The sequence below is a fragment of the Flavobacterium sp. ZB4R12 genome (assembly GCF_048276375.1).
In the GTDB taxonomy this organism is placed as follows: Bacteria; Bacteroidota; Bacteroidia; order Flavobacteriales; family Flavobacteriaceae; genus Flavobacterium; species Flavobacterium gawalongense.
The window spans coordinates 48,556-62,274 of sequence record NZ_JBLNKS010000013.1 but is presented as its reverse complement, the minus strand read 5'-3'; the positions used below and the strand labels follow the sequence as shown (position 1 = coordinate 62,274).

The following is a 13,719-nucleotide window of genomic DNA, read 5'->3' as shown; positions in this document are numbered from 1 at the left end:
TATTATTTCGTTAACTTTGTATAAAACTAAAGCATTATGATTGATTACAAACAATATATCGCAATAAATTCCGAAGTTCGTTTTGGTAAACCAACAATAATTGGCACCCGAATTACGGTTTTTGATGTTTTGAATTGGCTAGCAAACGGAATGACAACAAATGAAATCATTGAAGACTTTCCGGAACTTAACGAAAATCAAATCAAAGCTTGCCTAGCCTATGCTGCAGATAGAGAACATAAAATTCAAATTGCATCGTGAGTTTGTTGTTAAAAAACCAATTTAAGAAATCCGTATGTAATCCGCATCATCCGCATTCCAATTTTAGATTAAATAAATGAGAAAAGCCATATTCCCGGGTTCTTTTGACCCGATTACATTAGGTCATGAAGACATCATCAAAAGAAGCATTTCTTTATTTGATGAAATCGTAATTGCCATTGGTGTCAATGCCGAAAAAAAATACATGTTTTCACTGGAAGAAAGAAAACAGTTTATCGAAGAAACGTTCAAAAACGAACCTAAAGTTTCGGTGATAACCTATGAAGGTTTAACAATTGATTTGTGTCATAAAATAAAAGCAGATTTTATCCTCCGAGGTTTACGCAATCCCGCTGATTTCGAATTTGAAAAAGCCATTGCCCACACCAACAGACGCTTATCAAAAATAGAAACCGTATTTTTATTAACTGCAGCACGAACATCTTACATCAGTTCCAGTATTGTGAGAGATGTCATTCGCAATGGAGGACAATATGAAATGTTGGTTCCTGATGCGGTCCGAGTGAAATAGCACCTCCGATATCAAAAATATAAATTTGTGAAAAGCGCTATTTAGCCGTATTTTCGCCGAAAATAAAAGCCATTAGACATGAGTATAGAAAGAGAATTAAATAAACGCAGCGGATCTAAATGTGAACTTTGTGGTGCAACAGAAAACCTAAAAGTATATCAAGTATTGCCTACCAAAAAAGGTGGAATTGATGAAAGTATTTTAGCTTGTAGCACCTGTATTGACCAGATTGAAAATCCAGATACTGTAGATTTAAACCATTGGAGATGTTTAAATGATAGTATGTGGAGTGAGCATACTACAGTACAAGTTGTAGCATGGAGAATGTTAAGTCGTCTTCGTTCGGCAGGTTGGCCTCAAGAATTATTAGACCAAATGTATTTAGACGAGGATACTTTAGCTTGGGCGCAAGCTACAGGTGAAGGTGAAGATGATGAAAATAAAGTGATTCACCGTGATAGTAATGGAGTAATCCTGGAACATGGAGATTCAGTAGTTTTAATCAAAGATTTGAAAGTAAAAGGTTCAAGCATGGTGGCCAAACAAGGAACCGCGGTGCGTAACATCAGACTAGACCACGAAAATGCTGAATACATTGAAGGAAAAGTTGATGGTCAACAGATTGTAATCATTACACAATACGTGAAGAAAATATAGTAATCAGTGTTCAGTTTTTAGTTTTCAGTGTCTGGAGTTGATAAAAAGTATTCAGCGGTCAGAGAAAAGAGTGATCAGTGACTCCTTTATAGCAAAAAATCGTTAACAGTAAATAGTATACTGCTAACGATTTTTTATTTTTAGAATATTTTTTACTGCTCACTAAAAAACTGACCACTGAACACTAAAAAAACTACTCTTCTTCTTTCTTAATCACTTTTCGAGCCACTTCAATTTTAAACTTCTTGCCTTTCATTTTTTCATCTTTAATGGCATGCAGCAAATCTTTCACTTTATTGAATTTCACTGCGGCAAAAGAGATAAAATCTTTTACTTCTATTAATCCCAAATCGCCTTTTTCCAGTTTTCCTTTTTGAGAAAAGAAACCTACGATATCAATTTTATTCAGTTTATTTTTCTTTCCGCCACTGATGTAAATGGTTTGAAATTCTGGTGGTTTTGGTAATGAAGTGGAGTTTTCCACCTTCAAAGCTTCCATACCATAATCGATGTAATCCATTTTTTTCTCACTTTCATGAGCAATAATATACGCCGTTCCAGAAGCTAGCATACGTGCAGTTCTACCGTTTCTATGCGTGAATTCATCTTCTTTGGATGGCAAATGATAATGAATCACGTGATTCATTTCGGGAATATCAAGACCACGAGCTGCCAAATCAGTTGTGATTAAATAACTAACACTTCCGTTTCTAAACTGGATTAAAGCGCGTTCTCTCTCGTCCTGATCCATTCCACCATGATAATACGTGGCATAGATTCCTTTTTCGTTTAAAGTGTCACTAATACGTTCCGCAGCATCACGATGGTTGCAAAAAACAATTGCCGACTGTGATTTCAACGAACAAATCAGGTTGAATAAACTTCCTATTTTGTCTTTCTCTTTCGAAACGACCATTTTCATGGAAAGATTCGTTTCTTCTTCGTTTTCTGGAATAAAATCCAAAATTGTTGGATTCACCACACGTGTATATCTTGGAATCTCAATATCGGAAGTCGCCGAAACCAAAACACGTTTGTTCAGTTTTGTTAGTTTTCCAATGATAAATGACATTTGCTCATGGAAACCCAATTGCAATGATTTATCAAATTCATCCAGAATCAACGTTTGGATTTTATCCACTCGAAAAGTTCCTCTGTCGATGTGATCTGCAATTCTTCCCGGCGTTCCTATTAAAACTGCTGGTGGATTGCTTAAATTCTTAATTTCGGTATCAATGGAATGTCCGCCATAGCAAACATTTACTTTATAATCGGTTCCCATTTTTTTCCAAACTTGTTCAATTTGCAAACCTAATTCACGAGACGGAACCAGAATTAAACATTGAACCGATTGAATTTCAGTCTGTAACATTTCTAAAACAGGCAACAAAAAAGCCAGTGTTTTTCCTGAACCTGTTGGAGAAAGTAATAAAACATTATTATCATTTAAGATAGCATCTTGCGCTACTACCTGCATTTCGTTTAGGCTTTCGATACCTAAATTCAAAAGTATATTGTTGGAATGGTGTTTCTTATTCATTTTGCAAAAGTACTTAAAAAAAGTGGTCAGTATTCAGTTTTTAGTATTCAGTCGCAGTTTTCAGTCTCAGTGGTCAGTAATCAGTTTGGCAGAGGAGAATCCCAAAGTTTCAGAAGCGTTGTTTTTGGTAATCTTTGTAATCTTTGTCAAAGTTTAAAACTTTGACAAAGATTACAAAGATTACCAAAAACAAAAAAAACATAATCTACAACACAAAGTATTCTGTAGACTATTTGCGAACTGAATACTGCAAACTGCCATCTGAACACTGCTCCCGCGTGAAGGATAAAAGCTAAGCACCATGTGCTGCGGATAGCCTATCACCATTTAAGAAAAGGGGCAAAAGTAGCAACTGTTACTTAGCCCCTTTTCTCAAATGGTGACACGCCCAAATCAATAATGATTTATGAATGTAAATTCTTTTCTTCTTCAAATAATAACTTTATGTTCTCATAGGAATTTTTTAAAGCTTCCTTAATTTGTTCCGGATTCATCCAGGCCACTTTTTCGATTCCTTCTTCTAATTGTCCTTGAGGCATGCCTTCAAAATCAGTTTGCATTTCGAACCAATGCGTAATTTTGAGTTTGTACTTTCCATTGCGTTTAAAAACGTGATATGTTTTTTGAAGTTTATGGGATACCGATAATAAATTTACGCCAGTTTCTTCCTCTACTTCACGCATGGCTGTGGCTTCAATTTCTTCTCCTTTTTCAATGCCGCCTTTAGGTAAATCCCATTTTCCGTTTCTAAAAATGAACAAAACCTCTCCTTTTTTATTATAAACTAAGCCGCCTCCTGCTTTGTTAACAGGAATTTTTGCTTTCAAAGTCTTCATAATCTCCTTTTCATCGGGGTGATATAAGTAGGCTTTTTGAATTTTATTTTGAAATATTTTTATTATAAGCTGCTCTATGTCAATACTTTCTAACAAGAACAATTGAAAATCGGTCTCCTTAGAGATGTGATTTGTCAAAAAAAGTGGTTTGTCGTTAACAAAAACTTTATACATTTGTATTATGATTTTTAATAAAGATACAGCCGAAAAAACAGCCGAATTGCTTTTGCAAATAAATGCAATTAAATTGAATCCAGGAAATCCTTTTACATGGGCTTCCGGATGGAAATCACCTATTTATTGTGATAACCGATTAATACTCTCATTTCCAGCCATAAGAAATTATGTCCGTGATGAATTTTCCAAAAATATTGAAAAACAATTTGGTAAACCCGATGTTATTGCCGGTGTAGCCACAGGGGCAATAGGAATTGGAATGCTCGTAGCAGAGAGTTTAGGATTACCATTTGTGTATGTGCGTCCAGAACCAAAAAAACATGGGAGATTAAACCAAGTAGAAGGTTTTTTACAAAAAGGACAAAATGTAGTCGTTGTAGAAGACTTGATCAGTACCGGAAACAGTAGCTTACTTGCAGTTGAAGCTTTGCGTGCAGCAGGGGCAAACATAAAAGGTATGGCAGCAATATTTACATATGGTTTTGATGTAGCAGGTCAGAATTTTGCAGCTGCAAATGTCGATTTGTTCACACTAAGTAATTATCAGAATCTGTTGAATTTGGCCGTTGCCAAAAAATATATTACTGAAGAAGAAGAACAAACGCTTAGAGAATGGAACGTGAGTCCATCAACTTGGAGTGTCTAAGTAAAGAAAATATAAAAATACAATACACTAAACCATGAACTTAGAAAGTCCAAAAGTTACTGTTCCAAAATCAGCACAAGAATTGTTTGAATTATTGAGTGATGTCAAAAATTTTGAAAAATTGATGCCTGATACTATCGCTAAATTTGAAGTTATTGGTGATGATGCATTCATTTTTGGGTTGAAAGGTATGCCGGAAATAAAATTAAAAATGAAAGAAAAAGTAGCGCCAAATAAAATAGTCCTGGGTGCTGCAAGCGATAAACTTCCTTTTACTTTAATAGCAAATATTGATGCTGTTTCGGATAATTCCAGTGATGTAAAACTTGATTTCGAAGGAGACTTTAATCCTATGATGGCTATGATGATTAAAGGTCCTATCGGGAAATTTATCGAAACATTAGCTGTTAACATGGTAAAATTGTAAGAGACGATATAATCAATTAAAAAAGATGTTTAGAGTATGAATTTATTTCAACTTTAAACATCTTTTTTTAATACAACATCTGAATTTCCTTGATGTCAAACTCAGAAATACTATCATCTTCTAAAAGGACCTGAAGTTTTCCAACAGAGGAAACACCTTGAATAATTCCCATGAAATTTTGATTATTTTGATTAGAAAAAGGCATTGGAACCGCTTTTTTGAACAGTTTATCGGTGTAATTGGACCATAAAAAATCAGATTTTTGTTCCCATAACTTTACATTATTTTCTATTTTATCCATAATCGAAAAAAGCAACTCCTCTTTGTCAAATTTTGTATTGCAAATAGCCGCCAAAGAAGATGCTTTGGGCAAATTTTCAAAATTAGTTTGATTTACATTTAGACCTAAGCCCACAATAGAAATAATACTTCCGTCACTTTTGATACTGTTTTCTATCAAAATGCCACCTATTTTTTTATTATATGACATTATGTCGTTAGGCCATTTTATGCTAAGATCAGGAATCTTGCTGGTTTCCAGAACCTCGATTACAGCAAGAGAGACTGCGATATTCAGATTGTATATCTGACAAATATCTGATAAAAATCCTTTAATCAAAACACTCATTATTAAGTTTTTACTAGCTTCAGAAGCCCAAACAGCTCCCATTTGCCCCTTACCTTTTGTTTGGCTTTCAGCAGTAACAACAGTAAAGTTTTCGAGTTCCTGTTTATTCGATAACCCTTTTAGGAATTCATTTGTTGAATCTATGGCATCGAGTTTGATAACTTTCATATACGTTTTTTTGTGAAACAGAATTTAATATTATGTTAAGGTTCAAAAATAATCACAAAAAATGGTAACTTTACAAACTTATATAAAATAATTCATGGCGAAAAAGACTATAAATAATGACGTTCTATTAGCGAACATCATTAAAGGAATAGAAGAAGTAAAAGGAAATGACATCGATATTCTTGATTTAAGAGAAATAGACACCGCGGTTTGCGACTATTTCATCATCTGCAACGGAAATTCAAACACTCAAGTTAATGCTATCGTTAACTCCATACAAAAAACAGTTTCAAAGGAATTAAAAGACAAGCCTTGGCATGTTGAAGGAACTGATAATGCGGAATGGGTTCTTATGGACTATGTAAATATCGTAGTTCACGTTTTCCAAAAACACATAAGAGAATACTATAATATCGAGAGTCTTTGGGGTGATGCAAAAATTACTACAATCGAAAACAAATACTAAAGAAACATACTTCTAATGGCTAAAGATAATAATCAAAATTCGAATAAATTTAAAATAAGTCCTTGGTTAATTTATACAGCAATACTATTAATTTTCTTGTTTATAAGTTTTATAACCGGGGGTTCAAGTATTCAAGAGCCAGCACAATTAACTTCTTCTAAATTTAATAATTTTTTAGAAAAAGGTCAAATTGAAAAGGTTATTGTTTACAATAAAACAGAAGCAGAAGTCTATTTAAACGCTGCGGCATTAAAAGATGCAACACACAAAAAAGTTGCAAAAGATATTTTTGACAGACCTAATAAAGGTCCACATTACTCTTTTGATATTGGTAATGATCAAATATTTCAAACTAAGCTTGAAAAAGCGGTTAGTGAAGGGAAATTGAAAGATTTTAACTTCTTGCCAAAAAACAATTGGTCAGACATCCTAATAAGTCTATTGCCTATCATTATCATTATAGGTGTTTGGATTTTTATAATGAGAAAAATGTCAGGCGGCGGTGGCGGTGGCGGCGGACAAATTTTCAATATCGGAAAATCAAAAGCGAAGCTTTTTGACGAAAAAACGGATATAAAAACTACATTTAAAGATGTTGCTGGTCTTGAAGGAGCTAAAGAAGAAATACAAGAAATTGTTGAATTCCTTAAAAACCCTGAGAAATATACTAATCTAGGTGGTAAAATTCCAAAAGGAGCTTTACTGGTTGGACCTCCAGGAACTGGGAAAACTTTGTTGGCGAAAGCCGTAGCAGGTGAAGCTCAAGTGCCATTTTTCTCTTTATCCGGTTCTGATTTTGTGGAAATGTTTGTAGGTGTAGGTGCTTCACGTGTACGTGATTTATTCAAACAAGCCAAAGAAAAATCTCCAGCTATTATTTTTATCGATGAGATTGATGCAGTAGGTAGAGCAAGAGGAAAAAGTAATATGTCCGGTGGAAATGATGAACGTGAGAATACGTTGAACCAATTACTGACAGAAATGGACGGTTTTGGAACCAATTCTAATGTAATCGTATTGGCTGCAACAAACAGAGCTGACGTCCTTGACAAAGCCTTGATGCGTGCGGGTCGTTTTGACAGACAAATTTTTGTAGACTTACCAGATATTCGTGAGCGTGCTGAAATTTTTAAAGTACACCTTGCTCCTTTGAAAAAAGTAGAAGGATTGGATACTGACTTTTTAGCAAAACAAACTCCAGGTTTTTCTGGTGCTGATATTGCCAATGTGTGTAATGAAGCAGCCTTGATTGCTGCAAGACATAACAAAACAGCAGTTGACAAACAAGATTTCTTAGATGCTGTTGACAGAATTGTTGGTGGTCTTGAAAAGAAAAATAAAATTGTAACTCCAGAAGAAAAGAAAGCAATTGCTATTCATGAAGCGGGTCACGCAACGGTGAGTTGGATGCTGGAACATGCAGCTCCGTTAATAAAAGTAACTATTGTCCCTAGAGGACAAAGTTTAGGTGCAGCATGGTATTTACCGGAAGAACGATTAATTGTTCGTCCTGACCAAATGCTAGACGAAATGTGTGCTACTATGGGCGGAAGAGCAGCCGAAAAAGTAACATTCAACAGAATTTCTACTGGTGCATTAAGCGATTTAGAAAAAGTAACCAAGCAAGCACGTGCTATGGTAACTATTTATGGTTTGAATGAAAAAATAGGTAATGTTACCTATTATGATTCAACCGGACAAAGTGAATACAGTTTTTCAAAACCATATTCTGAAGAAACAGCTAAAATTATTGACGAAGAAATTTCATTACTTATTGAAAGTCAATATCAAAGAGCTATTGATATATTAGAAGAAAATAAAGACAAACTAAATCAACTAGCAAATATTTTAATCGAAAAAGAAGTTATTTTCAAAGATGATTTGGAAGCTATTTTTGGAAAAAGAACATTTGATAAAAATCTTGAGGAAGTAGTCTCTTAAAAAACACATATTATTTAATTATTTTTAAAATCTTAATTCAAAAACCTCTTTTGAATTAAGATTTTTTTATCTTTGAACGTTTTCAAATAATAAATAAAGTAGTTTAAAAGAATATGAGTCTTTTTAGAAAAATTTTTGGTTCTAGCAATCCGGCTTCTGAGGAAGATAAAGAAAGTGAATTTAATAAATCCTCTGATGATAACACTACCTCTATAGATGAAAAATTTATCTATAATTTCAAAAAAAATGGAGGTAAATTTTTATACTGTGAAAATTCTGAAGAGGTAAAAGAACAATTTGAAAACATACTAGAAGAAAATGACTGGTTTGAAAGCGAAGTTTTATGCTATGAACCCAATCTTTTTGGGATATTAGATGACAACAAACTAAGCTATGACAAACCTAAAAATCCTAAATTTATTCTTGCACGTTGTGAAAATTTGATTGCTGAAGAAGGTTCTATCTTATTCTCATCCAAACAAATCAAACAAAATAAACCAAACGAGTTACCTGCAAACATTATTGTTCTTGCAAATACAAGCCAAATTATTGGAACCAAAAGCGATGGACTAAGTGCTATAAAAAAGAAATACGAAAGAGATTACCCTACCAATATTACTACTATAAAATATTTCGAGAAAGTCAAAGAAGAAGATTTTACACAATACGGAAGTTCAGCCAAAAATCTTTATTTATTGCTTTTAGAAGATCTTTAAGATGAATGAAACTCTAAAACGAGGTATATCAGGAGCTATTTATATTATATTATTACTCGCTTCTATTTTATATTCAACGGAAAGTTTTTTTATTCTTTTTGGTATCTTTCTTATTATAGCAGTTTATGAATTTTGTAATCTAATTCAAATACATAAATTATTTCCAATTCTTTTCGGAACAGTTTTATATACTACAGTAACTTTGGTAAGTCATTACAATAAAATTACTACTGATACTATCAATCAGGTATTCAATACTAATTTAGAAATTTCAATAAACATACAACAATTAGACGTCGTATTATTGGTTATAGCATTGGTGGTATCTATAAAATGCATTCTTTTCTTATTTTATGACAACATTCAAAAAATAAGTACTTCCTCAAAATACTTGTATTTATTAGGGTATATTATACTCCCATTTGTATTTATTACCAAAATTTCATTTGGAATATATGACTATAATCCTAAAATTATAATTGGATTATTCATATTAATCTGGACTAATGATACCTTTGCTTATATTGTAGGTAAATCTATGGGCCGAACCAAATTATTTGAAAAAATATCCCCTAAGAAAACCATTGAAGGGTTCTTAGGAGGAATCGTTTTTGCGATTTTTGCGGGTTATTTAATATCAAAATACTACATCAAGGCCAATCCTGAATTTAGTGACAGATCTATCCTAATTTGGACTTCTATAGCTGTTATTGTTGGAATTGCAGGTACTATAGGAGACTTAATTGAATCTAAATTCAAGCGTATTGCAGGCGTAAAAGACAGCGGAAACATAATGCCAGGTCATGGAGGCATACTAGATCGATTAGATAGTGTTATATTTGTAGCACCAATTATTTTTTTATTTTATCAAATTTTAAACTATGTTTCATAAAGAAGGAACCCAATCTATTTTATTAGCTACAATTTTCACGGCTATTGTACTTTTATTGACAGACAATTTTATTGACACGAGCTGGATTAAAATGACTATTCAAATAGCTACTTTATTGCTTTTGATTATCATCCTGCAATTTTTCAGAAACCCAAAAAGAACAGTGATAATCAATGAAAATCATATCATTGCTCCTGTTGATGGAAAAGTTGTAGTTATTGAAGAAGTTTTTGAAAGCGAGTATTTCAAAGACAAACGTTTGCAGATTTCCATATTTATGTCGCCCATTAATGTGCATGTCACTCGTTATCCGCTTAGTGGAATTGTAAAATTCAGTAAATACCATCCTGGAAAATTCCTGGTGGCTTGGCATCCAAAAGCGAGCGAAGAAAACGAAAGAACAACCATAGTGGTCGAAAATAAAACATTCGGCGCTGTTTTATACCGTCAAATTGCAGGTGCATTGGCAAAAAGAATCGTAAATTACGCCCAAGAAGGAATGCAGGTAATTCAGGGAACTGATGCCGGATTTATAAAATTTGGCTCAAGAGTAGATCTCTTTTTACCATTGGGAACACAAGTAAATGTCGTATTGAATCAAAAAGCAATCGGAGGAAAAACTATTATTGCTACAAAATAAGCATGATTAAAAAAGATTTAGATACTCGGTTTTTAGAAGCGGTAGAAATAGCCTCTGAAATGACACAGGCATCTTTACCTCAAGATGTACAATTGCGTCTTTATGCTTTCTATAAACAAGCTACTTTTGGAACTTTAGATTTAAAACAAACTTCTTCATACCATTTGAGAGATGCTTTTAAAACCAATGCTTGGATGCAAATTAGTCATCTTACTGCAGATGAAGCAAAAGAACAGTATATCGAAATCATCAATTCTATTTTGAAAAAATAATGTTAGTCATGAAAAAGTTTAATTTTTGTATCCCTTGTTTAGTATTAGTAACCCTCTTACTCTCATGCAATAACAAAAAACTCACCGAAGTTGTAGAGGTTCCGCTACCAACGGCTCAAGAAAAAATATCCTTAGGAGTTCCAGATGATGTAAAAGCAAATGAAGGAGCTTTTCAACTGGAAAAATTACTTTATCCATATGATGCATTAGCACCAAATATTTCGGCTGCTACGCTAGAAATGCATTATTCTAAACATTACCTGACCTATACTAATAATTTGAACAAGGCGCTAGCAGGAACAGTATTGGAAAACCTAACGATTGAGGAAGTATTGTCAAAATTAGATTTGAACGATGCCAATATCAGAAATAATGCGGGCGGTTATTACAATCACACTTTATACTGGCAATGTATGGCTCCTAAAGCTGGCGGACTGCCTCAAGATATTTTAGCCGAAACTATTACAACAGATTTTGGTTCATTTGAAAACTTTGCGACATTATTCAAAAATGAAGCTACAAAACAATTTGGTTCCGGCTGGGTATGGCTTGTGGTAGATAAAACCGGAAAACTCCAAGTGACCAGTACTCAAAATCAGGATAATCCCTTGATGCAAAATGCACTTATTCCCGGAACTCCAATATTAGCTTTAGATGTTTGGGAACACGCTTATTATTTGGATTACCAATACCGAAGAAAAAGTTATATAGACGCCTTTTTTAACGTAATCAATTGGAAAAAAGTAGGTGAAAATTACGATGCAGCGATAAAAAAATAATTTTATCGCTTTTAATTCAAAAACAAAAAAATGCTGATATAAGTTCGTATCAGCATTTTTTTGTTTTTGAATAGTATCCATTTACAAGATTACCATAAAACTAAATGAGCTTATGTAAATTAAAATGGCTGCTTCATTTTCTATAATTGATAAATAAACGATTCTGAAGGCGCAATACTAATTTGGGCTTTTCCTTCACCATTCAAAACCTTTAATTGAATGGAGCTTTTAGTATACAATTGATCTTTTATAGTATAATTACCGTCTTTCAAATTCCATTTTTTTATAATATTCGAAGGAATTTTTAACTCGAAATTACTCCTTGTAAGCCAAGAAAAATTAGTGACTATTATTAATTTTTGAGTATCGGACCAACGGGTGAATGCATAAATTCCCGAATCATACTTTTTAGTTCCCTGACGATTAATGGTTTGAATTTCTTGGAATTTTCCCATTAAAGCAGAACTATTGAGAGAGAAATTCAGTAATCTCTTATAAAAATCGCGTAAGTCTTTTTCGCTTTGAGTTAGTTGACCACCGTCAAATTTTCCTCCGTTCATCCATCGCTGATGATTTGGAACTCCAACATAATCAAAAATTGAAGTTCTGGAATGGGTTCCAAAACCTCCATTTTCATTTCCTGCCTCACCCACTTCCTGACCAAAATAAATCATTGTAGGCGAAGTGCTAATAGTGGTTGAAACTACCATTAATGGTTTCCCTTTCTGAGGAGTTCCTGCAAATTCAGGACTTGCCAAACGTTGTTCATCATGATTGTCCAGAAAATGCAACATATGATGCTCAATATCTGTCATTCCGTTTTGTATGTTTGATAATCCGTCAGGCAACGATTTTCCACGAATGATATCTTTCAATTTATCATACGTTTCTACCTTATCATATAAATAATCCATTTTACCAAGATGAATATAATTTCTATATTCTTTTGGATTATACACTTCGGCTAATAAAAAAGCATTCGGATTATTTATTTTTATTGCCGAATTCATATAGCTCCAAAATTCATACGGCACCATTTCGGCCATATCATATCGAAATCCATCAACCCCTTTGGCAGTCCAATACAAGGCTATATCTTTGAATTTTTTCCAAGAATCCGGGACATCTTTTCCTTTCCAAAAATCGAAATGTTCTTGATATGATTTTGTATCAAAACCAACGGGAAGTTCTGGAAAATCCTTGGAACCATCAGGACGAATTCCGTAATTTACTTTTACCGTTTCATACCAATCATTACGGTCGGGCTTTGCCATACGAGAACCGTTACCAGTCCATTTTGCAGGACTTTCTTCGAATTTTCCATCAACTAATGGATTCTTTTCTCCATTTAATGGTTTATCCGTATCTGGTACTTCAAAGTGAGTATTTGGAATATAATAGAAGTTATTATCTCTTTTATATTCAACAGAAACATCATCATCAGCTCCAAAATCTTTAACTCCTTCCGGATTATTTTTTCCTTCGTATTTACGTGCAATATGATTGGGAACAATATCTATAATGACCTTTAATCCTGCTTTATGCGTTCGAGCAATTAAAGCATCAAATTCTTGCAGACGATTGGCTGGATTTACAGCTAAATCAGGGTTTACATTGTAATAATCTTTTACTGCATAAGGAGAACCAGCTCTTCCTTTGACTACATCAGGATCATCATTAGAAATTCCAATTGCGGTGTAATCCCGTATCAGAGCATGATGCGGAACTCCAGTGTACCAAATATAAGTAACTCCTAAATCCTTTATCTCCTGTAATGCCGTATCCGTAAAATCGTTAAACTTCCCTACTCCATTTTCCTCAATGGTTCCCCAAGGTCTATTATTGGTACTTTTATTTCCGAATAATCGGGTAAAAACCTGATATACAACTTCTTTTTTATTTGAGACTGACTCTTTCTGTTCTGTGTTCATTTTTAAGTCTTTCGTTTTACAAGCCGTTGCCAAAAGCACTAAGCTAATCCCTGCAACAATAGTTGTTGTTTTTATCATATAAAATATTCTGCTGATTTTAATACTTTTTTCGACATCCTAAATCAATTTTTAAATTTAATATATTTTAGATTAAAGAAGCCAATATCAGTTAAAATTAAAATGGATGCGTTTTTTAAAACGCATACTACA

16 protein-coding genes are annotated in these 13,719 nt (G+C 33.5%); 12 read left to right on the top strand and 4 right to left on the bottom strand.

All coding sequences use genetic code 11. The features are described from left to right. The first annotated feature begins 36 nt into the window (after positions 1–36). From ACNO7W_RS10840 to ACNO7W_RS10830, 3 genes are all read left to right on the top strand, one after another. Positions 37–261: a DUF433 domain-containing protein gene (locus ACNO7W_RS10840; RefSeq protein ID WP_218043705.1), complete on the top strand. Its 225-nt coding sequence runs from the start codon at positions 37–39 to the stop codon at positions 259–261. 76 nt (positions 262–337) lie between these two features. Next, positions 338–793: a pantetheine-phosphate adenylyltransferase gene (coaD, locus tag ACNO7W_RS10835; protein ID WP_143386673.1), complete on the top strand. Its 456-nt coding sequence runs from the start codon at positions 338–340 to the stop codon at positions 791–793. Between the two features lie 78 nt (positions 794–871). Beyond that, positions 872–1,450, top strand: a complete 579-nt coding sequence (locus ACNO7W_RS10830) for a PhnA domain-containing protein (RefSeq protein ID WP_417938139.1) — start codon at positions 872–874, stop codon at positions 1,448–1,450. Positions 1,451–1,643: 193 nt separating this feature from the next. On the opposite strand, the gene ACNO7W_RS10825 is transcribed toward ACNO7W_RS10830, so the two are convergent. Further along, the gene (locus ACNO7W_RS10825) at positions 1,644–2,990 is read right to left on the bottom strand and encodes a DEAD/DEAH box helicase (RefSeq protein WP_314896076.1); all 1,347 of its coding nucleotides are present in this window, start codon (positions 2,988–2,990) and stop codon (positions 1,644–1,646) included. A gap of 404 nt (positions 2,991–3,394) precedes the next feature. Next, positions 3,395–4,000 (bottom strand): NUDIX hydrolase, encoded by a 606-nt coding sequence (locus ACNO7W_RS10820; protein WP_417938138.1) that lies wholly within the window; start codon positions 3,998–4,000, stop codon positions 3,395–3,397. Between the two features lie 7 nt (positions 4,001–4,007). On the opposite strand from ACNO7W_RS10820, the gene pyrE reads away from it, so the two are divergent. Both pyrE and ACNO7W_RS10810 read left to right on the top strand, forming a co-directional pair. Then, a complete protein-coding gene (gene pyrE / locus ACNO7W_RS10815; RefSeq protein WP_314896075.1) occupies positions 4,008–4,649 on the top strand; it encodes an orotate phosphoribosyltransferase in 642 nt (213 codons plus the stop codon). Positions 4,650–4,683: 34 nt separating this feature from the next. After that, positions 4,684–5,076, top strand: a complete 393-nt coding sequence (locus tag ACNO7W_RS10810) for an SRPBCC family protein (protein WP_143386678.1) — start codon at positions 4,684–4,686, stop codon at positions 5,074–5,076. Positions 5,077–5,143: 67 nt separating this feature from the next. Here ACNO7W_RS10810 and ACNO7W_RS10805 read toward each other — a convergent pair whose 3' ends face one another. Beyond that, on the bottom strand, positions 5,144–5,872 hold the full coding sequence (locus ACNO7W_RS10805) for a biotin--[acetyl-CoA-carboxylase] ligase (RefSeq protein WP_314896073.1): 729 nt from the start codon (positions 5,870–5,872) through the stop codon (positions 5,144–5,146). A gap of 94 nt (positions 5,873–5,966) precedes the next feature. Here ACNO7W_RS10805 and rsfS point away from each other — a divergent pair, with 94 nt between their 5' ends. From rsfS to ACNO7W_RS10770, 7 genes are all read left to right on the top strand, one after another. After that, a complete protein-coding gene (rsfS, locus tag ACNO7W_RS10800; protein ID WP_039109645.1) occupies positions 5,967–6,338 on the top strand; it encodes a ribosome silencing factor in 372 nt (123 codons plus the stop codon). 15 nt (positions 6,339–6,353) lie between these two features. Continuing rightward, positions 6,354–8,279 carry an ATP-dependent zinc metalloprotease FtsH gene (ftsH, locus tag ACNO7W_RS10795; protein WP_417938137.1) on the top strand — a complete coding sequence of 642 codons (1,926 nt, stop codon included), beginning with the start codon at positions 6,354–6,356 and terminating at the stop codon, positions 8,277–8,279. 113 nt (positions 8,280–8,392) lie between these two features. Beyond that, positions 8,393–8,995: a lactate utilization protein B/C gene (locus tag ACNO7W_RS10790; protein ID WP_417938136.1), complete on the top strand. Its 603-nt coding sequence runs from the start codon at positions 8,393–8,395 to the stop codon at positions 8,993–8,995. Position 8,996: 1 nt separating this feature from the next. Continuing rightward, positions 8,997–9,887: a phosphatidate cytidylyltransferase gene (locus tag ACNO7W_RS10785; RefSeq protein WP_417938135.1), complete on the top strand. Its 891-nt coding sequence runs from the start codon at positions 8,997–8,999 to the stop codon at positions 9,885–9,887. Beyond that, positions 9,877–10,527 (top strand): phosphatidylserine decarboxylase family protein, encoded by a 651-nt coding sequence (locus ACNO7W_RS10780; RefSeq protein ID WP_417938134.1) that lies wholly within the window; start codon positions 9,877–9,879, stop codon positions 10,525–10,527. The genes ACNO7W_RS10785 and ACNO7W_RS10780 overlap by 11 nt, the downstream gene beginning before the upstream one ends. A 2-nt stretch (positions 10,528–10,529) precedes the next feature. Beyond that, entirely contained in the window at positions 10,530–10,799 is a 270-nt protein-coding gene (locus tag ACNO7W_RS10775; protein ID WP_417938133.1) for an acyl-CoA-binding protein, read from the top strand. Between the two features lie 8 nt (positions 10,800–10,807). After that, positions 10,808–11,578: a superoxide dismutase gene (locus tag ACNO7W_RS10770; RefSeq protein ID WP_143386685.1), complete on the top strand. Its 771-nt coding sequence runs from the start codon at positions 10,808–10,810 to the stop codon at positions 11,576–11,578. A gap of 140 nt (positions 11,579–11,718) precedes the next feature. Here ACNO7W_RS10770 and ACNO7W_RS10765 read toward each other — a convergent pair whose 3' ends face one another. Next, positions 11,719–13,587, bottom strand: coding sequence for an alpha-amylase family protein (locus ACNO7W_RS10765; RefSeq protein WP_417938132.1), 1,869 nt, complete (start codon positions 13,585–13,587; stop codon positions 11,719–11,721). Between the last annotated feature and the right edge of the window lie 132 nt (positions 13,588–13,719).